The 19,989-nt window shown below is 64.1% G+C and carries 26 protein-coding genes; 11 read left to right on the forward strand and 15 right to left on the reverse strand.

The features are described 5' to 3' along the window. The first annotated feature begins 31 nt into the window (after positions 1-31). From K3165_RS07105 to K3165_RS07120, 4 genes are all read left to right on the forward strand, one after another. Positions 32-826: an undecaprenyl-diphosphate phosphatase gene (locus K3165_RS07105; protein ID WP_221548054.1), complete on the forward strand. Its 795-nt coding sequence runs from the start codon at positions 32-34 to the stop codon at positions 824-826. Between the two features lie 100 nt (positions 827-926). Next, positions 927-1,181 carry a GlsB/YeaQ/YmgE family stress response membrane protein gene (locus K3165_RS07110; protein WP_221548055.1) on the forward strand — a complete coding sequence of 85 codons (255 nt, stop codon included), beginning with the start codon at positions 927-929 and terminating at the stop codon, positions 1,179-1,181. 75 nt (positions 1,182-1,256) lie between these two features. Next, a complete protein-coding gene (locus K3165_RS07115) occupies positions 1,257-1,505 on the forward strand; it encodes a hypothetical protein (protein WP_221548056.1) in 249 nt (82 codons plus the stop codon). Positions 1,506-1,671: 166 nt separating this feature from the next. Beyond that, positions 1,672-1,917: a hypothetical protein gene (locus K3165_RS07120; protein WP_221548057.1), complete on the forward strand. Its 246-nt coding sequence runs from the start codon at positions 1,672-1,674 to the stop codon at positions 1,915-1,917. Between the two features lie 78 nt (positions 1,918-1,995). On the opposite strand, the gene phhA is transcribed toward K3165_RS07120, so the two are convergent. Further along, complete coding sequence (phhA, locus tag K3165_RS07125; protein ID WP_247713908.1) at positions 1,996-2,937, reverse strand: phenylalanine 4-monooxygenase; 942 nt, start codon at positions 2,935-2,937, stop codon at positions 1,996-1,998. 59 nt (positions 2,938-2,996) lie between these two features. Here phhA and ppk2 point away from each other — a divergent pair, with 59 nt between their 5' ends. Next, a complete protein-coding gene (gene ppk2 / locus K3165_RS07130; RefSeq protein WP_247713909.1) occupies positions 2,997-3,767 on the forward strand; it encodes a polyphosphate kinase 2 in 771 nt (256 codons plus the stop codon). On the opposite strand, the gene K3165_RS07135 is transcribed toward ppk2, so the two are convergent. From K3165_RS07135 to K3165_RS07155, 5 genes are all read right to left on the reverse strand, one after another. Then, a complete protein-coding gene (locus K3165_RS07135) occupies positions 3,764-4,996 on the reverse strand; it encodes an acetyl-CoA C-acetyltransferase (protein ID WP_221548059.1) in 1,233 nt (410 codons plus the stop codon). The two genes, ppk2 and K3165_RS07135, sit on opposite strands and share 4 nt — an antisense overlap. 3 nt (positions 4,997-4,999) lie before the next feature. Next, positions 5,000-6,226: a CoA transferase gene (locus tag K3165_RS07140; RefSeq protein ID WP_221548060.1), complete on the reverse strand. Its 1,227-nt coding sequence runs from the start codon at positions 6,224-6,226 to the stop codon at positions 5,000-5,002. A gap of 3 nt (positions 6,227-6,229) precedes the next feature. After that, positions 6,230-7,417: an acyl-CoA dehydrogenase family protein gene (locus tag K3165_RS07145; protein ID WP_247713910.1), complete on the reverse strand. Its 1,188-nt coding sequence runs from the start codon at positions 7,415-7,417 to the stop codon at positions 6,230-6,232. Beyond that, positions 7,414-7,617, reverse strand: a complete 204-nt coding sequence (locus K3165_RS07150) for a hypothetical protein (RefSeq protein WP_221548061.1) — start codon at positions 7,615-7,617, stop codon at positions 7,414-7,416. The genes K3165_RS07145 and K3165_RS07150 overlap by 4 nt, the downstream gene beginning before the upstream one ends. Before the next feature lie 102 nt (positions 7,618-7,719). Further along, positions 7,720-8,001: a hypothetical protein gene (locus K3165_RS07155; protein WP_221548062.1), complete on the reverse strand. Its 282-nt coding sequence runs from the start codon at positions 7,999-8,001 to the stop codon at positions 7,720-7,722. A gap of 114 nt (positions 8,002-8,115) precedes the next feature. On the opposite strand from K3165_RS07155, the gene recQ reads away from it, so the two are divergent. From recQ to K3165_RS07175, 4 genes are all read left to right on the forward strand, one after another. Further along, entirely contained in the window at positions 8,116-9,903 is a 1,788-nt protein-coding gene (recQ, locus tag K3165_RS07160; protein ID WP_221548063.1) for a DNA helicase RecQ, read from the forward strand. 73 nt (positions 9,904-9,976) lie between these two features. Beyond that, entirely contained in the window at positions 9,977-10,888 is a 912-nt protein-coding gene (locus tag K3165_RS07165; RefSeq protein WP_247713911.1) for an SPFH domain-containing protein, read from the forward strand. A gap of 27 nt (positions 10,889-10,915) precedes the next feature. Beyond that, positions 10,916-11,119 (forward strand): type II toxin-antitoxin system antitoxin, encoded by a 204-nt coding sequence (locus tag K3165_RS07170; protein WP_247713912.1) that lies wholly within the window; start codon positions 10,916-10,918, stop codon positions 11,117-11,119. Beyond that, positions 11,112-11,369, forward strand: coding sequence for a hypothetical protein (locus K3165_RS07175; protein ID WP_221548064.1), 258 nt, complete (start codon positions 11,112-11,114; stop codon positions 11,367-11,369). The genes K3165_RS07170 and K3165_RS07175 overlap by 8 nt, the downstream gene beginning before the upstream one ends. A gap of 9 nt (positions 11,370-11,378) precedes the next feature. On the opposite strand, the gene K3165_RS07180 is transcribed toward K3165_RS07175, so the two are convergent. Continuing rightward, complete coding sequence (locus K3165_RS07180; protein WP_221548065.1) at positions 11,379-12,104, reverse strand: tetratricopeptide repeat protein; 726 nt, start codon at positions 12,102-12,104, stop codon at positions 11,379-11,381. A gap of 108 nt (positions 12,105-12,212) precedes the next feature. On the opposite strand from K3165_RS07180, the gene K3165_RS07185 reads away from it, so the two are divergent. Together K3165_RS07185 and asd are read left to right on the forward strand one after the other, a co-directional pair. After that, a complete protein-coding gene (locus K3165_RS07185) occupies positions 12,213-12,476 on the forward strand; it encodes a DksA/TraR family C4-type zinc finger protein (RefSeq protein ID WP_221548066.1) in 264 nt (87 codons plus the stop codon). 25 nt (positions 12,477-12,501) lie between these two features. Further along, complete coding sequence (asd, locus tag K3165_RS07190; protein WP_221548067.1) at positions 12,502-13,362, forward strand: archaetidylserine decarboxylase; 861 nt, start codon at positions 12,502-12,504, stop codon at positions 13,360-13,362. Here the strand turns inward: asd and K3165_RS07195 are convergent. From K3165_RS07195 to pabB, 8 genes are all read right to left on the reverse strand, one after another. Beyond that, positions 13,341-13,841, reverse strand: coding sequence for a GNAT family N-acetyltransferase (locus tag K3165_RS07195; RefSeq protein WP_221548068.1), 501 nt, complete (start codon positions 13,839-13,841; stop codon positions 13,341-13,343). The genes asd and K3165_RS07195 overlap by 22 nt on opposite strands. Further along, complete coding sequence (gene ribA / locus K3165_RS07200) at positions 13,838-14,860, reverse strand: GTP cyclohydrolase II (protein ID WP_221548069.1); 1,023 nt, start codon at positions 14,858-14,860, stop codon at positions 13,838-13,840. Before ribA ends, K3165_RS07195 begins: the two co-directional genes overlap by 4 nt. Before the next feature lie 35 nt (positions 14,861-14,895). Beyond that, the gene (xth, locus tag K3165_RS07205; RefSeq protein WP_221548070.1) at positions 14,896-15,687 is read right to left on the reverse strand and encodes an exodeoxyribonuclease III; all 792 of its coding nucleotides are present in this window, start codon (positions 15,685-15,687) and stop codon (positions 14,896-14,898) included. 260 nt (positions 15,688-15,947) lie between these two features. Further along, positions 15,948-16,610 carry a LolA family protein gene (locus K3165_RS07210; RefSeq protein ID WP_221548071.1) on the reverse strand — a complete coding sequence of 221 codons (663 nt, stop codon included), beginning with the start codon at positions 16,608-16,610 and terminating at the stop codon, positions 15,948-15,950. An 88-nt stretch (positions 16,611-16,698) separates the two neighbouring features. Continuing rightward, positions 16,699-16,866 (reverse strand): 50S ribosomal protein L33, encoded by a 168-nt coding sequence (rpmG, locus tag K3165_RS07215; protein WP_090476625.1) that lies wholly within the window; start codon positions 16,864-16,866, stop codon positions 16,699-16,701. A 146-nt stretch (positions 16,867-17,012) separates the two neighbouring features. Continuing rightward, on the reverse strand, positions 17,013-17,417 hold the full coding sequence (gene arfB / locus K3165_RS07220; protein WP_221548072.1) for an alternative ribosome rescue aminoacyl-tRNA hydrolase ArfB: 405 nt from the start codon (positions 17,415-17,417) through the stop codon (positions 17,013-17,015). Beyond that, on the reverse strand, positions 17,410-18,066 hold the full coding sequence (locus K3165_RS07225) for an RluA family pseudouridine synthase (protein WP_221548073.1): 657 nt from the start codon (positions 18,064-18,066) through the stop codon (positions 17,410-17,412). Before K3165_RS07225 ends, arfB begins: the two co-directional genes overlap by 8 nt. Further along, the gene (gene pabB / locus K3165_RS07230) at positions 18,063-19,877 is read right to left on the reverse strand and encodes an aminodeoxychorismate synthase component I (RefSeq protein ID WP_221548074.1); all 1,815 of its coding nucleotides are present in this window, start codon (positions 19,875-19,877) and stop codon (positions 18,063-18,065) included. Before pabB ends, K3165_RS07225 begins: the two co-directional genes overlap by 4 nt. Positions 19,878-19,989: the final 112 nt, after the last annotated feature.

Below are 19,989 nucleotides of genomic sequence, written 5' to 3' on the forward strand. Positions count from 1 at the left end.
TGGCTTGGCCTTCTGCCATCCACCGCGACCTATGACTTTCCTGCAAGAACTCATCATCGCGATCGTCCAGGGGATCACCGAATTCCTGCCGATTTCGTCCTCGGGTCACCTCATCCTGATCCCGAAGCTGACGGACTTTCCCGACCAGGGCCCGCTGATCGACGTGGCGGTGCATGTGGGCTCGCTGCTCGCGATCATTCTCTATTTCCGCAAGGACGTGATCGGCCTTGCACGCGGCGGTTTCGCCAGCGTCGGCCTCGGCAAGGACGACGAGCAGCGCAAGCTGTTCTGGTTCGTCGTCATTGGCACCATTCCGGCCGTGGCGGCAGGCCTGTTCATCAAGGTGGGCGGCTATCTGGAGGGATTCCGGTCGACCGATCTCGTCGCGACCAATCTCATCGTGTTCGGCATCCTGCTCGGCCTCGCCGACAAGTTCGGCAAGCAGACCAAGGCCTATGAGGACATGAGCCTCAAGGACGCGATCCTCGTCGGCATCGCGCAGGCTATGGCCCTGATCCCGGGCACGAGCCGATCGGGCGCCACGATGACCGCGGCGCGCGCTCTGGGCTATTCGCGCGTGGAATCGGCTCGCTTTTCCTTCCTGCTGGCCATTCCGGCGGTTGCCGGTGCCGGCGTGCTGGCGGCATTCGACCTCGCCGATGCGACCGCGCAGATGCAGCAGGACGCCATTGTCACGGGTATCCTGACCTTCTTCACCGCGCTCGCGACGATGATCTTCCTGATGAACTTCCTGAAGCGGGCTTCGATGCTGGTTTTCGTGGTCTACCGGGTCCTGCTGGGGATCGCATTGCTCGCCCTGCTCTGACCGGAGACCGTCAACGGTTCGCCTTGTTTCCGTCACATTCCCGGAACCTTCTGCCGCAGCGTGGTTTGATTGGGCAAGTACCAGTTGCAAGGAAGCTTTGATGGGTCTGATAATCCTGATCGTAACCGGCGCCCTGTTGGGCTGGCTGGCGACGATCGCCCTCCAGATCGAAGAAGGACGCGGCATTCTGCGGAATGTCGTCGCCGGTATCATCGGTTCGCTGGGCGTAGGGCTGGCTACCTCGGGCGGCGTCTTTCTCGGCGCAATCCGGGCGAGCACGCTCCTATGGGCCGCTGTCGGAGCTATCGTGCTGATTGGCTTGTACAATGTAGTGCGCGAGAAAGCCTTGTCTTAGTCGCGTAACGCAGTAACCATCCAAATCTGGTTCCACCGTTTTCCGGCCGGAGCCTGTAATCAAGGGGAAGAAACAATGAAATTCACCAAGACCGCTCTCGTCGCTTCGGCTGCTGCCATGAGCCTCGGCCTCGCTGCATGCGACGGCCCGCAGGAAGAAGCCATGGAAGACCAGGCAGAGCAGATGGAATCGGAACTGGACGCCCAGGCTGAAGCCATGGAAGACGCCGGCGCATCGGAAGAAGCCGTCGAAGCCATGGAAGACAAGGCTGACGCCGTCGAAGACGCTGGTGAAGAAGCTGCCGACGAAATGGACGGCATGTAAGCCGCACATTTCCTTCGGGAAAAAGCGAAGGGGCTCCGGAGCGATCCGGGCCCCTTTTTTATTTTTCTCGGAACCAAACGCTCCGAGACACATTTTTGCCATGATTAGAGGGCGCCCGCATCACTGCGTCAGTGTCCGCAATCAGTCCACAAAAGGGGAAGTAATAATGAAGTTCACCAAGACCGCACTCGTCGCTTCGGCAGCCGCCATGAGCCTCGGCCTCGCAGCATGCGACAGCGCCGCCGAAAACCAGGCTGAAGACGAAATCGAAGCCATGGAAGACGTGCGTGACGCTGAAGTCGACCAGATGGAAGAAGCCGGTGAAATCACCGAAGACCAGGCCGACGCCCTCGACGACGAAACCGACGCTATGGAAGAGTCGATGGAAGACCAGGTCGACGAGACCATGTAATCCAGACTGTTCCTACGGGAACAAGAAAGGGCTCCGGAGCGATCCGGAGCCCTTTTTGTGTGTCCGGAGGCAACCAGCTCAGACCGGCTTGGCGCCCGATCCGCGCCCGCCGCGCAATGTATATTCCAGCGTGCCGCGGTTCACCACGTAATCGACATCGATCACCGCGGTATTGGCGTAGGTGAAGCCCGGACCGAGGCTGCGATAAAGCTTGTCGAAATCGCGCTCCACCGTCTGGCGGTAGAGATCCTCGAAGCTGGAAATCACGAAGTAGGTCGGCTGCAGGTCGCTGATCACGTAATCGGTGCGCATGACCCGGTCGACGTTCAGCATGATCCGGTTGGGGCTTTCCGCCTCCACCGAATAGACCACCTCGGTCGGGCCGGAGAGGATGCCTGCCCCATAGGCGCGGACATCGCCCGGCTTTTCCTCGATCAGGCCGAATTCGACCGTGTACCAGTAGAGCGACCCCAGCGCTTTCAGCCGGTTGTAGCGCATCGCCTTCCAGCCGGCCTTGCCGTATTCCTGCATGTAATCGGCATAGACCGGGTCGGTCAGCATCGGGACGTGACCGAAGACATCGTGGAACACGTCGGGTTCCTGGATGTAGTCGAAAGTCTCGCGCGTGCGGATGAAATTGCCTGCCGGGAAGCGGCGGTTCGCAAGGTGCCAGAAGAATACGTGATCGGGGATCAGCATGGGCACCGGGACCACGCTCCAGCCGGTCAGCTTGTCCAGTTCCTCGGACAGCTTGCCGAACTCGGGAACGCCGCCGCGCCCGAGATCGAGCTTCTCGGTGCCTTCCATGAAAGCCGTCGCCGCGCGGCCGGGAAGCATTTGCATCTGCCGCTTGAACAGATCGTCCCAGATCGCATCGTCCTCGCTGTCGTAGACGGTCTGCTTGGGCTCGAGCCAGTCGTCGCCGACATGCTCGGGCTTCTTCAGGGGTGCGGTGAAGACATCGTCCGGCATTTCGGGAAGCCGGGTAAAGTCCTGTTCTGGTTCTGCTAGCGTAGCCATATCACTGCTGTAGATAGTCGCTTTGTCACCGCCATTCAAATCAGGAGATGCGCGCAGCCATGAAACGCAAGGATTACGAAGCCAAGCTGGAGCCGATGCGCGAAGAACTGGTGGCAATGGCCCGCTGGGCACGGGTTACCGGACAGCGGATCGTCGTGCTGTTCGAGGGCCGCGACACGGCCGGAAAGGGAGGTGCGATCCGCGCGGTTTCCGAAAAGCTCAATCCGCGCCAGTGTCACGTTGTCGCTCTCGGCAAGCCGACCGAGGACGAGCAGGGCCAGTGGTATTTCCAGCGCTATGTCGACCACCTGCCGACAACCGGCGAGATCGTCCTGTTCGATCGCAGCTGGTACAATCGCGCCGGCGTGGAAAGGGTGATGGGTTTCGCCAGCGAAGCGCAGGTCGAACAATTCCTCGACCAGGTGCCCGCTTTCGAGAAGATGCTCGTCGACGACGGTATCCTGCTGTTCAAATACTGGCTCGGCGCGGACCAGGAAAAGCAGGAGGAACGGCTGCGCGAGCGGCTAGAAGATCCCTTGAAGCGCTGGAAGCTGTCACCGATCGACCTCGCCGCACGCGACAAATACGATGCCTATACCGAAGCGCGCGAGGAAATGCTGAAGCGCACGCATACCGCACACGCCCCGTGGACGCTGGTCGACTTCAACGACCAGAAGCAGGGGCGGCTGACGCTGGTTCGCGACCTGCTCGACCGGCTGCCCGACATGCATGTAGATCCGGCACCGATCGAATTTCCCGACCTTGGACGAGAACCGCTGGCGGAAAGCTACGGCGTCCTCCAGCCGATAAGGAATTATCCGATAGACTAGGCCGCGCGCTCGAACACGGCGGCCATGCCCTGTCCGCCGCCGATGCACATGGTCTCAAGGCCATAGCGCACCTCGCGCCGCTGCATCTCGTGCGCCATGTCGGCAAGGATGCGGATGCCGGTCGCGCCGATCGGGTGCCCGAGCGAAATGCCCGAGCCGTTGACGTTCACGATCTCGCGGCGGCTGTCGTCCTCGGCGAAACCCCAGCCTTTCAGCACGGCAAGTGCCTGCGGCGCGAAGGCCTCGTTCAGTTCGATAAGGCCGATGTCGTCCCAGCCGAAGCCGTTCTTTGCAAAGAGGCGCTCGACCGCGGGCACCGGGCCGATGCCCATGCGGCTGGGATCGCAGCCCGCTGCGCTCCACGAATGGAACCAGAGGATCGGTTCGAGGCCTAGTTCCTCGACCTTGTCTTCCGCCACCACAAGGCAGGCGGCGGCCGCATCGTTCTGCTGGCTGGCATTACCCGCAGTCACGATGGCATCCGGATCGCGCTTGCCGTCGATAGGGCGCAACTTGGAGAGGCTTTCCATATCGGCATCCGCGCGGAAGCCCTCGTCCTTGGCAAAGACCACGGGATCGCCGCGGCGCTGGGGGATTTCGACAGGCACGAGCTGCTCGTCGAACTTGCCTTCGTCCCACGCCTTCGCCGCGTTCCGGTGTGAACGGACCGCGAATTCGTCCGAAGCCTCGCGGCTGATATCGTAATCCTTGGCGAGGTTTTCGGCAGTCTCGATCATGCCGGTGATGACGCCGAAACGCTCGATCGGCTGGCTCATCAGGCGCCCGCGCGTAAGGCGGTCCCACAGCACCATGTCACCCAGCCGTGCGCCGTGGCGGGCCTTGGTGGTGTAGTGCTCGACATTGGACATGCTCTCGACCCCGCCGGCGAGCACGCAGTCGGCCATGCCAGTCTGCACCATCATCGCAGCAGTGGCGACCGCCTGCAGGCCCGAGCCGCAGCGCCGGTCGAGCTGCATGCCGGGCACTTCGATGGGGTAGCCGGCAGCGAGCCAGCTCCAGCGCCCGATGGCGGGAGCCTCGCCGCTGCCGTATCCTTGGCTGAATACCACGTCGTCGACGCGCATCGGATCGATGCCCGAACGCTCGACCAGCGCCTTGATGATCACCGCGCCCAGCGCGCCCGCTTCAAGCGGGGCAAGGCTACCGAGGAACTTGCCGACCGGCGTGCGGAGCGGTTTGCAGATGGCGACGCGGCGGAGTTCGGTCATGGATCAGTCCTTATCGGAGAGGCGGGCGATATCGCGGTCGACGAGCTTGCCGATCGCGCCCGAGGAGAGGCCGAGGCGGTCTGCGAGCACTTCCTCGGTATGTTGCCCGAGGTAGGGTGCGGGGGCGGGACCGCCGGCCTCGCGCCCGGGAATGTTGGCGAAGCTGCGGGTGGCGGGATATTCGAAACCCGAGGGGTTTGCGGAAGTCCGCGTAAAGAGCGGGTTCTCATCCACCAGCACCGGATCGTTGGCGGCTTCGTGCATGGTGCGATAGCGTTCGAAGGTGCAGCCCTCGGCGGCCATGCGGCGTTCGAGTTCTGGCCAGTCCATCGTTCCGGCGCGCGACTGGAAGAGGTCGAACAATGCGTGGCGATGCTTGAAGCGCGGGTCGTCGCCATCGGCGAAACGCACGCCGCATTCCTGCTCGAGAGCGGCAATCTCGTCTTCCACGCCGAAGGCCTTCACCAGGCCGGTCCACTGCTTCGCCGTCAGCGCGGCCACCATGAAGCGCGTGTTGTCGAGGCTGCGGAAATCGCGCCCGAACGCGCCCCAGATCGCATTGCCGAGCCGCTCGCGGTCGGCGCCGCGATAGAGCATTTCGGCCATGGCACCGCTGTTTGCGACCGTGCCGATGGCGACATCGCCCAGTGGCACGCGTAGCTCGCTACCCTCGCCCGTGTGGTCGCGGTGGCGGATCGCTGCGATCAGCGCGAAAGCACAATAGGCACCCGTGATGAAGTCCCACGCGGGCAGGACCTGGTTCACCGGCGGCGCGGTTGCCTCGTCCCAGTCTTCGGGCCCACACATCAGCGGATACCCGCTGGCGGCATTGACGGTGAAGTCCATCGCCTGCCGTCCGTCGTGCCAGCCCATGATGCGGACGCTCACGAGATCGGGGCAGTTTGCCGCGACCGCCTCGTGCGAGAGGAAGCTCTTTTCGGGCAGGTTGGTGATGAGATTGCCGGTCTTGGCCGAAAGCTCCACCAGCAGTTCACGACCCTCTCCGCTGCGCAAGTCCAGCGCGACCGACTTTTTCGCACGATTGAGGTTCTCCCAGCTCAGGCTGCGGCCCTCTTTCGTGAGCATGTAGCGGTCGTAATCGAGCCCGCCCTCCTTGTGATCGACGCGGATCACCTCCGCGCCCATCTGCGCGCAATAGAGGCCGGCCGTGGGGGACGCTACGAAGCTCGACGCCTCGATGATGCTCAGATCGTTGAGAAGTCCGTACACGCCTCAGAGGCCCGCCGCATATTCGCGCAGCATCCGCTTTGCGATCTGCAGCTGGAGGATCTGCGTCGTGCCCTCGTAAATCCGGTAGATGCGCGCATCGCGGAAGAAGCGTTCGGCGTCGTATTCGGCGAGATAGCCCGCACCGCCATATACCTGCACCACGCGGTCGACCACGCGGCCGCACATTTCGGAGGCGAAGACCTTGAAGGCCGCCGCTTCCTTCACCGTATCCTCGCCCCGATCGACGCGGGCGGTAACGTCCGCCATCATCGCTTCGGCGGCGTAAATCTCGGTCCAGCTCTCGGCGAGCATCTGCTGGATCAGCTGGAAATTGGCGATCGGCTCACCGAAGGCCTGGCGCTCGTTGGCATATTTGACCGCGCTGTCGAGCGCGCGGCGGGCATAGCCAGTGCTGGCGGCGCCGACCGAGATGCGCCCGTTGTCGAGGCTCATCATGGCGAAGCGGAAGCCCTTGCCGGTCTCGCCGCCTAGCAGCGCGTCGCCGGGAACATGCACATCGTCGAGCATGACGTCGGAGATATGGCTACCTGCCTGCCCCATCTTCTTGTCGGGGCTGCTGGTCGAAACGCCCGGCGTATCCATCGGGACGATGAAGGCGCTGACATGCGCGTTCTTGGGCAGCGCTTCCTTCTCGGTGCGCGCCATGATCAGGCCGACGTCGGCGTGCGGGGCGTTGGTGATGTAGCGCTTGGTGCCGTTGAGAATCCAGCCGTTACCGTCGGGATCGGGCTTGGCCATGGTCTGCATCGCAGCACTGTCCGAACCGCTGCCGGGCTCGGTAAGGCCGAAGCAGGCGATCTCGCCCGCTGCAATGCGCGGCCACCATTCCGCCTGCTGCTCGGCCGTGCCGCCGTTCTTGATCGCGGAGTTGAACATGCCGACGTTGATCGAGAAGATCGAGCGATAGGCAGGCGCGGCGTAGGCCATGGTCTGCACGACCTTGGCATATTGTGTGACGTTGAGGCCCGCACCGCCGTGCTCTTCGGGAACCGTCAGGCCGAACAGGCCCATTTCCTTCATCTCGGAAACGATATCCTCGGGCAGGGCGTCGTTCTCGATCACGTCCTTTTCGGCCGGGATCAGGCGTTCGCGGACATAGCGTTCGAGCTGGTCGAGAAACTGGTCGAAGGTATCCTGGTCCATGCCGGGATTTGACTGGGCTGTGCTCATTCGCTCTCTCCTTCGAATTCGGTACCGTCGGTGTCCTGCCCGCTCTCGTTCAGGCGCTGCTCTTCGAGCATGGAGGCGGCATCTTCCAGCGCCTCGGCCTCGCCCTCGGTCATCGGCGTCGTGGCTTGAGTATCGCCCGGCGATCCGCAAGCGGAAAGCAGGCCGAGCGGGAGGGCAAACAGGGCTGCGATTCGTATCATCGCGCGCACGCTATCGCGCATTGGCGCCATCGCAAAGCGCGCTACGGAAAGGGGCGCAAAGCGGCATGTCCTGCCGCATTGCGCCCCCTCCTATTGTGCAAATTACTGGCCGTCTTCGGACATGGCGTCCATTGCAGCAGCTGCGGTCGCAGCAGCTTCATCGCCAGCAGCTTCGACAGTGGCGGCTTCGGCTTCGGTCGGGCCGGTGTCTTCCTCGATCGCAGCGTCTTCGTCGGCGACCGGTTCTTCGGCTACCGGTTCCATGGCTTCGTCGGCTGCGACTTCGACCGTGTTGGCTTCTGCTTCGGTCGATGCGTCGTCGGCGCTGCCGCATGCTGCAAGAGCGAGGCTGGCGGTGGCGGCGGCGGCAATACGGAACTTCATTGCATTCTCCTTGGAGTTGGTCGGGGCGTGGTTAATCGCACCTTTGCCATCTCGCCAAGGGAAAAAGCACGAGAGCCGGTTGCGCATGGCAGGGCTTGCGGCAACACGGGGGGCATGGCCTCAGTCCCGATCCTCGACATGCCCGCCGCGCGCGATGCCCTGCGCGCGACCTTCGGCTTCGACGATTTCCGTGGCCGGCAGGCCGAGGTGGTCGAGCGAACGCTGGCGGGCCAGTCGAGCCTTGCGGTTATGCCGACGGGTGCCGGAAAGTCGCTCACCTACCAGCTTCCGGCGGTCATGCTGGAGGGGACCTGCGTAGTCATCAGCCCGCTGATCGCGCTGATGCACGATCAGCTGAGGAGCGCGCGGGCAAACGGCATCCGCGCGGCCACGCTGACCAGCGCCGATGCCGACTGGCGCGAGACGCAAGACGCTTTCCGCGCAGGCGATCTCGACCTGCTCTATGTCGCGCCCGAGCGTGCAAGCCAGCCCGCTTTCCGCGATTTCCTCTCTTCGGCGCGCCTCGCGCTGTTCGCCATCGACGAGGCGCATTGCGTATCCGAGTGGGGCCATGATTTCCGCCCCGACTACCGGATGCTGCGTCCGCTCATGGATGCCTTTCCGGATGTCCCGCGCCTCGCGCTGACGGCGACGGCGGACCGGCAGACGCGCCCCGATATCCTCAGCCAGCTCGGCATTCCCGAGGACGGTCTGGTACTGGCAGGCTTCGACCGCCCCAACATCCGCTACGCCATTCGCCATCGCGACAATCCGGTGCGCCAGCTAACGACGTTGATGTCAGAGCGCCCCGGTCCCGGCATCGTCTATGCGCAGACCCGCCGAAAGGTCGAAGACCTCGCCGAGAAGCTCGCGGCTGCCACGGGTCGGGAAGTCCTGCCTTATCACGCCGGCCTCGATCCGCAGACACGCGCCGCCAACCAGGCTGCCTTTGTGGCAAGCGAGGACATGGTGATCGTCGCGACGGTCGCTTTCGGCATGGGTATCGACAAGCCCGACGTGCGCTTCGTCGCGCATGTCGGCGTGCCCAAGTCGATCGAGGCCTATTACCAGGAAACGGGCCGCGCAGGCCGCGACGGGGACCCTTCGGCGGCGACGATGTTCTGGGGCGCAGGCGATTTCGCCACCGCGCGCATGCGCCTCTCCGAAGTGGATGAGGACCGACGCAACGCCGAGCGGGCGCGCCTCGATGCGCTGGCAGCGCTGGTCGAGACGCCCGAATGCCGACGCGCAGTGCTGCTGCGCCATTTCGGGGAGGACCCGCCAGCAACATGCGGCAATTGCGACAATTGCCTCGATGCGCCTGACGTGACTGACGCGACCGAATTGGCGCGCAAGCTGCTGTCCGCCGTCTACCGCACCGGCCAGAGCTTCGGCATGGGCCATCTGCAGAAGGTCCTGACCGGAGCAGAGGACGAGCGCGTCCGCCAGAAGGGCCACGACCGGCTGAGCGTCTACGGCATCGTCGAAGGCGAAGAGGCGCGGCTGCTCCAGCCGCTGGGACGTACGCTACAGGCGCGCGGCGATTTGCTCCCGACCGAACATGGCGGTCTCGCGCTGGGCGGCAGTGCACGCGAAATCCTGAAAGGCGAACGCGAAGTCGCCATCGTTGTCCCGCCCAAGCGCCAACGGCGCGGTAGGCGCAGTGGCGACGAGGCCAACCCGGTCGGCGATCCGCTATTCGAAGCCCTGCGCGAACTGCGCCGCGAACTCGCCGCCGAGGCGCAGGTGCCGCCCTATGTGATCTTCCACGACAGTACGCTGCGCGAGATGACCGCAGCGCGGCCGTCGACAATGGCCGAGTTGGGCCAGGTCGGGGGCGTCGGGGGCAAGAAACTCGAAGCCTATGGCGAGCGGTTCCTGCAGGAGATCGCACGCCACTGATCTCGGCCAGTTTGACTTTCACATCATTTGATATAAATATGATATCATAATTATATCGAAGGAGCGATTCGTCATGTCTGTCGAACAAACGGGAATGAAAACCAGCCGCGAGAGCGCGGCGACCAGCTACAATGGCTACATCATGTTGCTGGCGCTGTTGGTTGTCGTGGTCGCGCTCGCCCTCATCCTGCCCGGAAGTGCTCCGGACTATGGTGCCTCCAAGCTGGCCAAGATCGGGTTCGTCGGGACGCTCGTCGTCTCACTGGTGGGCGTGCTGATCCTCGCCTCGGGCTTCTTCATGATCCAGCCCAACCAGGCCGCGGTCATCACGCTGTTTGGCGAATATCGCGGCAGCGAGCGGACCGAGGGGCTGCGCTGGGTCTGGCCGTGGATGGGCAAGAACAAGATTTCCGCCCGCGCGCACAATATCCATTCGGACCGCGTGAAGATCAACGATCTGCGCGGCAACCCGATCGAGATCGCCTGCAACGTCGTATGGCGCGTGCGCGATACGGCACAGGCGAGCTTCGATGTCGACGATTACAAGGAGTTCGTGAACATCCAGATCGAGGCGGGCCTGCGCACCGTGGGTTCGCGCCACCCCTATGACGATTTCGAGGGCGAGGAAGTCACGCTGCGCAGCGGTGCGGAAGTCGTGAATGCCGAACTGCTCGAAGAGCTGAACGACCGCCTCAAGGTCGCCGGCGTCGTGGTCGACGAGGCGGGCCTCACCCACCTCGCCTATGCCAGCGAAATCGCCAGCGCGATGCTCAAGCGCCAGCAGGCCGATGCGATCATCGCGGCGCGTGCCAAGATCGTGCTGGGCGCTGTCGGCATGGTCGAGGACGCGCTGACCAAGCTTAGCCAGGACGGCATCGTCGACATGGACGACGAACGCCGGGCGACCATGGTCTCCAACCTGATGGTCGTGCTGTGCGGCGAGAAGGAAGCGCATCCGGTCATTAACGCCGGATCGATCTACTAACCCCCGGGGGCAGACCGGGAAATTCTCATGCCGCAAAAGAAAGCCTTCGCCTTGCGTCTCGACCCGGCAGTCCATGCCGCGGTCGAGCGCCTTGCTGCAGACGAGCTCAGGAGCGCCAATGCGCAGATCGAGATGCTGCTGCGCGAGGCGCTCAAGGGGCGCGGTATCGAAGTGAAGCAATCGCCACCCCCGCGCAGGGGACGGCCACCGAAGGATGCATCGGATGAGTAACGAAAAAGGCTGGTTCGCCCCGAAAAAGGTCGGATACGGATGCGGCCTGCCGACCGCCTGGCAGGGCTGGGCCGTGATGCTTGGCTACATCGCAACAGCCGTGGTTGCCGGCCTGATGTGGGAGAGCGGCGACGAGGTTTACAGCATCGCCGGGATACTCATCTTCCTGGCCGCCACCATTGCTTTCCTGCTGGTCGCATGGGCGACCACGCCGGGCGGCTGGAGATGGCGCCCGAGCAAGGACGACTAGCCCGTCACCCTATTTGGCTTCGGGTTCCTGTTCGAATCGGTAGCCGAGCTCTTCAACGAGCTCGTTGGCACGCTCGGCCACCTGCTTGAGGGTGGCATCGTCGTAATCCTGCGTGACGACGTCGAAGGACTCCTGGCCTTGCTCGTTGCCCAGGCTGGCTGAGATGAGGAAATAGGCGGCAGCCTCGATCGGATCGCGATCAACGCCCTCGCCGTGCAGGTAGAGAATGCCGAGCCCGCGGATCCCGTGGGGATTTCCGGCAGCTGCCGCCATCGAGTAGTAATAGCGTGCAGCGATCGGATCACGCTTCGTGCCGCGTCCGGTGGCATGCATCACCGCGAGGCTGGTCATGGCGTTGGTGAAGTCCTGCGCAGCCGATTTCTCGAAGAGCGCGAAAGCCTCCTCGGGAGTGCCGGGCGTTTCGCCGGTATCGATCATCACGCCGAGCCGCCACTGGGCATAGGCCACGCCCTCACCGGCGGCCTGCCGGTACAATTCGGCGGCGCGCGCCCTGTCGGTTTCGACATAGCGGCCATTGTCATAGAACCACGCGAGATAGTTGATCGCATTCGCATCGCCGTCAGCCGCGCCTTGACGGACCAGCTCGAAAGCCTCGGCTTCCTTGCCCTCTTCCATAAGCGCTTCGGCGCGGTCGCCGACCGTGTTGGCGAGGAGGAACAGCGCCATGGCCGGGGCGGCAAACAGGCGAACGAGCGAGTTGCGTATGGATTTCATCGGGGCAGGCTATGCATCGCGTCGCCGCCGCGCAACCGCAATCCTCCTGCGCCTGTGGGCGGAACGCCTGCCCCTGCCGGGTCGTTCTGAACGGGAAAGGAGACTGCAATGGCCGGTGGCTGGGCACGCGATGGTGCCGTACAGGACCAGATCGACGACACTGTAAGCGACGCGGTAAGCGCCGCGCGGGCGCGCATGCCCCGAGGCGAGAGCGCCGAATATTGCGACGAATGTGGCGATGAAATCCCTCAGAAGCGCCGCGAAGCCCTGCCCGGTGTGCGGACCTGCGTGCAATGCCAGTCGGGCCGCGACGCTGCGGTGCGCCAGTCGGGCATCAATCGCCGGGGCAGCAAGGATAGCCAGTTGCGCTGAGGCGCAGGCGCACTAAGGCACACGAATGACCTCCCCCTTCATCTGGTTGCAGCACGTCCTCCCCCACCACGCCATCTCGCGCGGCGCGGGTGCGATCGGCTCGAGCGAAGTGCCGTGGCTGAAGAACCTGCTCATCCGCCGCTTTATCGATGCCTATGACGTCGACATGAGCGAGGCGGCGCGAAGCGTCGAGCAGTTCAAGAGCTTCAACGACTTCTTCACCCGCGAACTGAAGCCCGGCATGCGGCCGCTGGCGGATGCCTCCGCGCATATCCTCAGCCCCGCAGACGGCGCCGTCAGCCAGATCGGGCGGATCGAGGAAGACCGGATTTTCCAGGCCAAGGGCCGGCACTTCACCGCGACGCAGCTGCTCGGCGGCGACGCGGAGGCGGCGAAGAGGTTCGAAGGCGGCAGCTTTGCAACAATCTACCTCAGCCCGCGCGACTATCACCGCGTCCACATGCCGGCCGCCGGCACGCTCAAGAGCACAACCTATGTCCCGGGCGACCTGTTCTCGGTGAACCAGGTGACGGCAGAGAACGTGGACGGCCTCTTCGCCAAGAACGAGCGGCTCGCATGCCTCTTCGAAGGGCCGGACGGCTTGTTTGCCAATGTCATGGTCGGCGCGATGATCGTCGCCGGGATCGAGACCGTTTGGTCGGGCCTCGTCGAAACGCACAATCCCAAGCTGGTGCGCGAGGATTTCTCCGGCGGCCAGCACACCTTTGCCGCTGGCGACGAGATGGGCCGCTTCATCCTCGGGTCCACGGCAGTCCTGCTGTTCGAACCGGGCAAGGTCGAATGGGACGAGAGCCTGAAGCCGGGCGATGCCGTCCGCATGGGACAGGCGATCGGCAAGCGCCTTCAGCCGAAGGCGGGCGCGTAGCTGACCGTACCGCTCGGCGCATCGCCATCAAGCGCGAGCCGCTGGAAATACTCCGCCGGAGGGCCGGGATAGGCAAGCTGCGGGTCGTGTTCGAACCCGAAGCGGGAATAATATGCCGGCTCGCCCAGCAGGACGATGCCCCGCGCGCCCTGTTCGCGCATGTCGGCGATCGCGCGCTGCATCAGCCGGAACCCCACACCCTCGCGCTGGCATGCCGGCAGCACGCTGATCGGGCCGAGACCGTACCAGCCCGTGCTGCCATCGGAGATCGTGACCGGAGAAACCGCGGCATGGCCAACGATGCGCTGGCCATCCTCGGCCACGAGCGAAAGGGTCAGGTCTCCGGCAGCGCGCAGGCGGTCGACGACTTGGACCTCACTCCCGTCGCTATGCTCCACCTCGGCGAAAGCAGCGTTGGTAACGACCGCGATCTGCGCGTGATCGGCGGGTTTTTCGGGACGAATGGTCAGCGCGCTCATGGCAGGATGTGCCCCGCCCTGTCGCGCTTGGTCGCGAGGTAGCGGGCGTTGTGCGGATTGTCGGGCAGCGAATGCGGCACACGCTCGGCAACCGTCACGCCTTCTGCTGCAAGCGCTTCGACCTTGGCCGGATTGTTCGTCATTAGTCGGATTTCCTTCACGCCTAGCAGTTCGAGCATGCGCGCCGCAGTCGGGAAATCCCGCGCCTCGTCGGGCAGGCCGAGCCGCGTATTGGCATCGACCGTATCGAAGCCCTGGTCCTGCAGGCGGTATGCGCGAAGCTTGTTGACGAGGCCGATGCCGCGTCCTTCCTGCCGCATGTAGAGCAATACGCCCCAGCCGCCCTTGTCCGCCTCGTCGCGCATGGCGTGCAGGGCAGCGTCGAGTTGGGGGCCACAATCGCATTTGAGGCTGCCGAGAATATCGCCCGTCAGGCATTCGGAATGGAGCCGCACCAACGGCGCCTTGTCTGCACGCTGTTCGCCGATGACCAGCGCGACATGCTCGCGCGTGTCGTCGGGGCTGCGGAAGGCCACGATATGCGCGCCTTCGGCCGCCGCCACCGGAAGCTTTGCACGCGTCGCGATGCGCAGGCGCTGCGGGTCGGTGAAGGCGGCAAGGTCGCCGACCTCCAGCGATGTGGCCTCGCCGGCGCCTTTCGGGTCGACGATGAAGGCCGGCAGGATTCCCGCGATCCGCGCCAGTTCCAGCGCCGTGCGGGCCTGTTCTTCCCAGTCGAGCGTGAGCGCCTTGAACGGGCCCTTCATCGGGTTCTGCAAGTCGAGCGCGGGATCGGCAACGCCGAGCGCAGCGGGTAGGTCGAAAGTCTCTGCCCCGCGGAGCAGGACCGGCTGGCGCGGCGCTGCCGCTTCGCGCTGGTTGGCCAGCTTGAGCGTCGCGGCGCGTGTTGCCGAGATTAGCATCGCCTCGCCCGAGACATCGGAAAATGCGGTCTCGACCGGTTGCAGCAGCGGAGCGCCCTCGATCGCCAGCGGCCAGCCGTGACGCAGCGCGTCCACCGCCAGTGCCGCGCGGCGCGAAGGCGATTGCTCGCTCAGAGCGAGAACTCCGTCACCAGCGGTACGTGATCCGAGGGCTTTTCCCAGTCGCGGGCGTATTCGTGGACCGAATGGCCGGTAGCCTGCTTGGCCAGCTCGGGGCTCGCCCACATGTGGTCGAGGCGGCGGCCGCGGTCGTTCGCCTTCCAGTCCTTCGCGCGGTAGCTCCACCAGCTGTAATAGCGTTCGGGCGCCTTGATGTGCTCGCGCCCGATGTCGGACCAGCCATGCGCGTCCATGAAGCGCTGGAGGCTCTCGACCTCGATCGGCGTATGGCTGACGACCTTCAAGAGCTGCTTGTGGTTCCAGACGTCGCTTTCGAGCGGCGCGATGTTGAAATCGCCCACGATCAGCGTCGGGCGGTCGACCTTGTCGGCCCACTGCGTCATGCGCTCGAGGAAATCGAGCTTCTGGCCGAACTTCGCATTGATTTCGCGGTCCGGCTCGTCACCGCCTGCAGGCACGTAGACATTCTCGATGATCATGCCGTCATACTCGGGCAGTTCGACACCGACATGGCGCGCTTCGCCATTGGCCTGCCAGTCGTGGCGCGAAAACTCGCGCAAAGGCACGCGGCTGACGGTGGCGACGCCGTGATAGCCCTTCTGCCCGTGAACAGCGACATGTTCGTAGCCGAGCGCCTTGAACGCCTCGTAGGGGAACTGGTGCTCCTGGCACTTGATCTCCTGGAGGCAGAGCACGTCGGGACCCGTCTCCTTCAGGAAACGCTCGACGATGGGCATGCGAAGGCGGACGGAATTGATATTCCAGGTAGCGACAGAAACCATGGCGCGGAGATAGGGCGCTCACGCCGAGGGGTCTACCTCCCCATACAAAAAACCCTCGAGCCGGGGGCATTGGCTCGAGGGTTCCTTGTGAGCGTTCGTCACGCTTGGATACGAAGCGGTTTGGTGGGCCGTGCAATCAACAGGGGGGAAATTGCCGCCCGCCGGTTCGTAAGTTCCGTTCTACGCCCGCTCGACTTGCTGCTCAATGAACATTCGGTCGCGGAAAACCGCAATATTCGAACGTTTCATCGCCGAAGCGTTTATCCCGGGCGACGGGACGATTTGCGGGGATCGCGGAAGGTGAATGCGCTGTCAGCCACGCTCACTCCGTAGCGGTGGTTGCGCAGCCGCACGGTGGTGCGGTGATTCTGCGAATCGAGCGCCACCCAGTGGGTCAGGCGGAGGCCGCCCGGGGCCGATCCGTCGCGGGCGAAAATCAGCGTTATGACGCCGAATTCGGGGCGATTCTTGTCGCGCACCTCGATGCTGACGACATCGTCATGGCTGGTCGGAACGAGCTTGCCGTATTTCTTCACGTCGCGGCTCGGATCGAGCAGCGCGCCGAGTGGCGAATTCTTGATCGGCCAGCGCTGGACCTGGTTCACCGAGTAATCGATCATGTACATCGACTTGCCGTTGGACACGACGAGGAGCTCGGCACCCTTCTCGTATTCGAAACGGATCTTGCCGGGGCGCTTCAGCGTCATGACGCCGGTCACGGAATTGCCGTTGCGGTCGGTCTGGACGAAGTCGGCCTTCATGGTCGAAATGCCGCGCAGCGCATCGACTGCACGGTCGAGATCGCCTGCGGCAGCCTCCACCGGCGCGGGCGCGGCATAAAAGCTTGCAGGTACGCCAACGGCCATGGCGAATGCCACGGCCGAGAGGATGGGTCGGTTCTTGAAGAGGGACAAGGTGTTCATGCTCCGTGATCTACAGTCGGAGCATTGAACTGTCACTGAACTAATCGCGTTCCCGCCGTTCAGCTTATGGGGCTAACGCCCCGCCAGATCACTTGATCTTGGCTTCCTTGAATTCCACGTGCTTGCGCACAACCGGGTCGTACTTCTTGAAGACGAACTTTTCGGTGTGGTTACGCGGATTCTTCTTCGTCACGTAGTAGAAGCCCGTGTCGGCGGTCGAGACGAGCTTGATCTTGACGGTTGCGGGCTTCGCCATGGCGTGTTCCTAAAGATCTTTCGGTAGAGGCCCTTCCCACACTGGAGATCGGGCCGAAATAATAAGGGCGGCGCGAGCTGCACCGCCGTGTGGCGCGCCCTTTGTGTGATTCCCGGCGAAAAGTCAAGCGCCAGTGGGCAGTCCGGCTACCAACTGACCTTGCCGCGATTGGCCTTCACCTCGCCGCGCGCCTTCTTTGCCTTGAGCCGCTTGACCTTGCCCACGCGGTTCACCCGGCTTTTCTTGCGCTTCTTGGGCGGAGTGAGAGCCTCACCCAGCAGCGCGACCAGACGTTCGCGAGCAGCCTCGCGATTCTGTTCCTGCGTACGGTATTCGTTCGCGGTGAGGACAATTTCGCCCGCCTTCGTGAACTTGCTGCCGGCGATTTCCTTCAGTCGCTCGAAGGCTTCGGGTGGCATGCCCAGCTGGAACACGTCGACCCGCAGCTGCACTGCGGTCGCCACCTTGTTGACGTTCTGTCCGCCCGGGCCGGAGGAAGCGATGAATTTCTCCTCGGCAATCTCCAGCGCCCGGTCGGCGATCCTACCCATCGGTGAACCCGAGCGCGGCGAAATCGCGCGGCAGCGGTGCCGCGGCTTCGATCGCGGGCTTTTTCTCGCGCGGGACGACCAGCCCAGCGGCGTGCAGCATGGTGCGCGGCGCGCCCTTTCCGGTGCCGTAAACAGGATCACCGAGCAGCGGCAGGCCGAGACCCGCCTGGCAATGAATGCGGATCTGGTGCGTCCGGCCGGTCTCGGGACGGAATTCGAGCAGCGCCTTGCCGTCATGCTCCATCAGCTTGCGCCAGTGGGTGACCGAAGGCTTGCCCTTCTTCGCCGCAATCATGCGCCAGCCCTTGTCGGCACTGCTGATCTTGGACAGCGAGAGTTCGATCGTGCCTTCCTCGCCTTCGGGGATGCCGGCAAGAATGCCGAGGTAGCGCTTTTCGACCAGCCGGTCCTCGAACGCCTTGGCGAAGCGCTTCAACGACTTGGGATTGCGCGCCAGCAGCAAGCAGCCGCTGGTATCGGTGTCGAGCCGGTGGACCGGCGAAGGCGGGCGCTGGAAGCCCAGTTTCAGTTGCTCGAAATGGTCCTCGAGGCAGGGGCCGCCGCGCTTGGGGCGGTCCACGGGAAGGCCGGCAGGCTTGTCGATGACGAGCGCTTCGCCGTCTTCGAAGATAATCGGAATATCGGTCATGCAGTCTTCAGTTTCGCGTGCACCATCCGGCGCAGCGCATTGGCGAGGAAGAAACCGTCCTCGAGATCGGCAATTGTGAGTTCGGCCTCGCGCGCCTTCCCTTCGTCGAGAAGCGACTGCCGATAGACACCGGGCAGCAGGCCGAGCGCGGCTGGCGGCGTCAATAGCACGCCCTTGTCATCGCGCACGAAGATATTGGTGACGCAGCCTTCGGTCAGCAAGCCGTCCTCGCGCACGAACAGCGCTTCTGCCGCACCGTGCTCCTTCGCGATCCGCTGGCCATCGTCGTAAAAACTCCGGTCGGTCGTCTTGTAGCGCAGGCGCCAGTCGCCCGGATCGACGGGCAGCGGCAGCACGATGCATCCCGCAGGTTCGCCCCACGGTGCGGGCATGTCCTGGATGTCGAGCGCGATCGCCCCGCTGCGTGCAGCGAGCAGGCGGATGCGGCTCGGCTTTTCAAGCACGAAACACAGCGCATGGAGCTGGTTGCGCGCCTCGTGCCGGTCGAAGGAAAACCCGAGCTCCGCAGCGCTTGTTTTCATGCGCATCAGGTGCTCCTCGAGGAAGTCGAAGCCTTCCTCGGGCGTGAAGCGCATGGTCTCGATCAGGTCAAACTGCGCCGCCTTGTGATCGGGAGAAGACGCCCGGGCGAAGGCGCCCTTGATCAGCGCCTCGCGCCACTCGGTACGCGGCTCGCTGTCGGCGACAATAGCACCGCCGACGCCCAGCACGGCCTTGCCGCGGGCATTCTCGATCTCGGTCAGGCGCAGCGTGCGGATCGCGACATTGAAGGCGGCATCGCCGTCTGCCCCGATCCGTCCGATCGCCCCGCAATAGGGGCCGCGGGGATGCGCCTCGACCGTGTCGATCAGTTCCATCGCGCGGATCTTGGGCGCGCCGGTAATCGAGCCGCAGGGAAAGAGCGCCCGTACGAGGTCGATTGCGCCTTTGCCTTCCTGCAACTGGGCCCGCACCACGCTCACCATCTGGTGCACCGTGGGATAGCTCTCGATCGCGAAGGGTTCGTCCACCCGCACACTGCCCGCCTCGGCCACACGGCTCAGGTCGTTGCGCATCAGGTCGACGATCATGAGGTTTTCGGCCTTGTCCTTGACCGAGCCCGCCAGTTCTTCCGCATGCGCTGCATCCAGCGCGGGGTCGGCCGAGCGCGGGCGTGTGCCCTTCATCGGCTTGGCCTTCGCCTCGCGTCCCTTCAGCGACACGAAGAGTTCGGGCGACAGACTGAGGAGCCAGTGCGACCCGTCGAAGATCACCCCGCCATAGCCCGCCTGCGCGGCCGGGCGCAGCGCGGCGTAGAGGCCCAGCGGGTCGCCGGTGAAGTTGCCCGCGAGCGGGAAGGTCAGGTTGGCCTGGTAGATGTCGCCTGCGCGGATCGCTTCCTGCAACTGGCCGAATGCCGCCTCGTAGCCGCCCGGTGACAGTTGCGGTTCGAGCGGACCGACGCCGCCACCGCCTTCGGCATTGGTCGCCAGCCAGTCGGGCATGTCAGCGGCCGGAATTCGCTCGGGTTCGTCGAACAGGCCGAGCCATACGAGCGGGCCCATCGCCCCCGTTTGCGCGTCGGCGAGGCATGCGAGCTTGTCATCGAGCGCCAGCCCGGCCTCGTAAGCGATGTAACCGGCCAGCTCGCCGCCACCCTTGCGGGCTGCTTCGGCCGCTTCGAGAACGCCGGCGACCTCGCCCGCGCGTCGTGCGACGAAAATCTCGCGGGGATTGGAAAACAGCAAGGCATCGGCAGCGCCGCTTTCGCGCGCATCATCGAGCAATACGAATGGGGTCCGGCCCGCCATAGACATCAAGCCTTTAGCGCCTTGGCCGCGCAAGTCGAGGGATTGCTTGACGCAAGGGCGCCTGCTGCCTCAAACCGCAGGCCGACTTTACGGGCAGAATACGAAACAAGGG

It is taken from the genome of Qipengyuania xiamenensis (genome assembly GCF_019711495.1).
Taxonomy (GTDB): Bacteria; Pseudomonadota; Alphaproteobacteria; order Sphingomonadales; family Sphingomonadaceae; genus Qipengyuania; species Qipengyuania xiamenensis.

Coding starts and splice junctions, on each gene's coding strand:
- K3165_RS07170 (WP_247713912.1), top strand. CDS start 10,916: ATGCCGCAAAAGAAAGCCTTCGCCTTGCGTCTCGACCCGGCAGTCCAT.
- phhA (WP_247713908.1), bottom strand. CDS start 2,937: ATGGCTACGCTAGCAGAACCAGAACAGGACTTTACCCGGCTTCCCGAA.
- K3165_RS07225 (WP_221548073.1), bottom strand. CDS start 18,066: ATGACCGATATTCCGATTATCTTCGAAGACGGCGAAGCGCTCGTCATC.
- K3165_RS07145 (WP_247713910.1), bottom strand. CDS start 7,417: ATGAGCACAGCCCAGTCAAATCCCGGCATGGACCAGGATACCTTCGAC.
- recQ (WP_221548063.1), top strand. CDS start 8,116: ATGGCCTCAGTCCCGATCCTCGACATGCCCGCCGCGCGCGATGCCCTG.
- K3165_RS07195 (WP_221548068.1), bottom strand. CDS start 13,841: ATGAGCGCGCTGACCATTCGTCCCGAAAAACCCGCCGATCACGCGCAG.
- K3165_RS07105 (WP_221548054.1), top strand. CDS start 32: ATGACTTTCCTGCAAGAACTCATCATCGCGATCGTCCAGGGGATCACC.
- K3165_RS07120 (WP_221548057.1), top strand. CDS start 1,672: ATGAAGTTCACCAAGACCGCACTCGTCGCTTCGGCAGCCGCCATGAGC.
- K3165_RS07180 (WP_221548065.1), bottom strand. CDS start 12,104: ATGAAATCCATACGCAACTCGCTCGTTCGCCTGTTTGCCGCCCCGGCC.
- ppk2 (WP_247713909.1), top strand. CDS start 2,997: ATGAAACGCAAGGATTACGAAGCCAAGCTGGAGCCGATGCGCGAAGAA.
- K3165_RS07115 (WP_221548056.1), top strand. CDS start 1,257: ATGAAATTCACCAAGACCGCTCTCGTCGCTTCGGCTGCTGCCATGAGC.
- asd (WP_221548067.1), top strand. CDS start 12,502: ATGACCTCCCCCTTCATCTGGTTGCAGCACGTCCTCCCCCACCACGCC.
- K3165_RS07165 (WP_247713911.1), top strand. CDS start 9,977: ATGTCTGTCGAACAAACGGGAATGAAAACCAGCCGCGAGAGCGCGGCG.
- K3165_RS07135 (WP_221548059.1), bottom strand. CDS start 4,996: ATGACCGAACTCCGCCGCGTCGCCATCTGCAAACCGCTCCGCACGCCG.
- arfB (WP_221548072.1), bottom strand. CDS start 17,417: ATGGGTAGGATCGCCGACCGGGCGCTGGAGATTGCCGAGGAGAAATTC.
- K3165_RS07110 (WP_221548055.1), top strand. CDS start 927: ATGGGTCTGATAATCCTGATCGTAACCGGCGCCCTGTTGGGCTGGCTG.
- K3165_RS07150 (WP_221548061.1), bottom strand. CDS start 7,617: ATGATACGAATCGCAGCCCTGTTTGCCCTCCCGCTCGGCCTGCTTTCC.
- K3165_RS07175 (WP_221548064.1), top strand. CDS start 11,112: ATGAGTAACGAAAAAGGCTGGTTCGCCCCGAAAAAGGTCGGATACGGA.
- pabB (WP_221548074.1), bottom strand. CDS start 19,877: ATGGCGGGCCGGACCCCATTCGTATTGCTCGATGATGCGCGCGAAAGC.
- K3165_RS07155 (WP_221548062.1), bottom strand. CDS start 8,001: ATGAAGTTCCGTATTGCCGCCGCCGCCACCGCCAGCCTCGCTCTTGCA.
- rpmG (WP_090476625.1), bottom strand. CDS start 16,866: ATGGCGAAGCCCGCAACCGTCAAGATCAAGCTCGTCTCGACCGCCGAC.
- xth (WP_221548070.1), bottom strand. CDS start 15,687: ATGGTTTCTGTCGCTACCTGGAATATCAATTCCGTCCGCCTTCGCATG.
- K3165_RS07185 (WP_221548066.1), top strand. CDS start 12,213: ATGGCCGGTGGCTGGGCACGCGATGGTGCCGTACAGGACCAGATCGAC.
- K3165_RS07210 (WP_221548071.1), bottom strand. CDS start 16,610: ATGAACACCTTGTCCCTCTTCAAGAACCGACCCATCCTCTCGGCCGTG.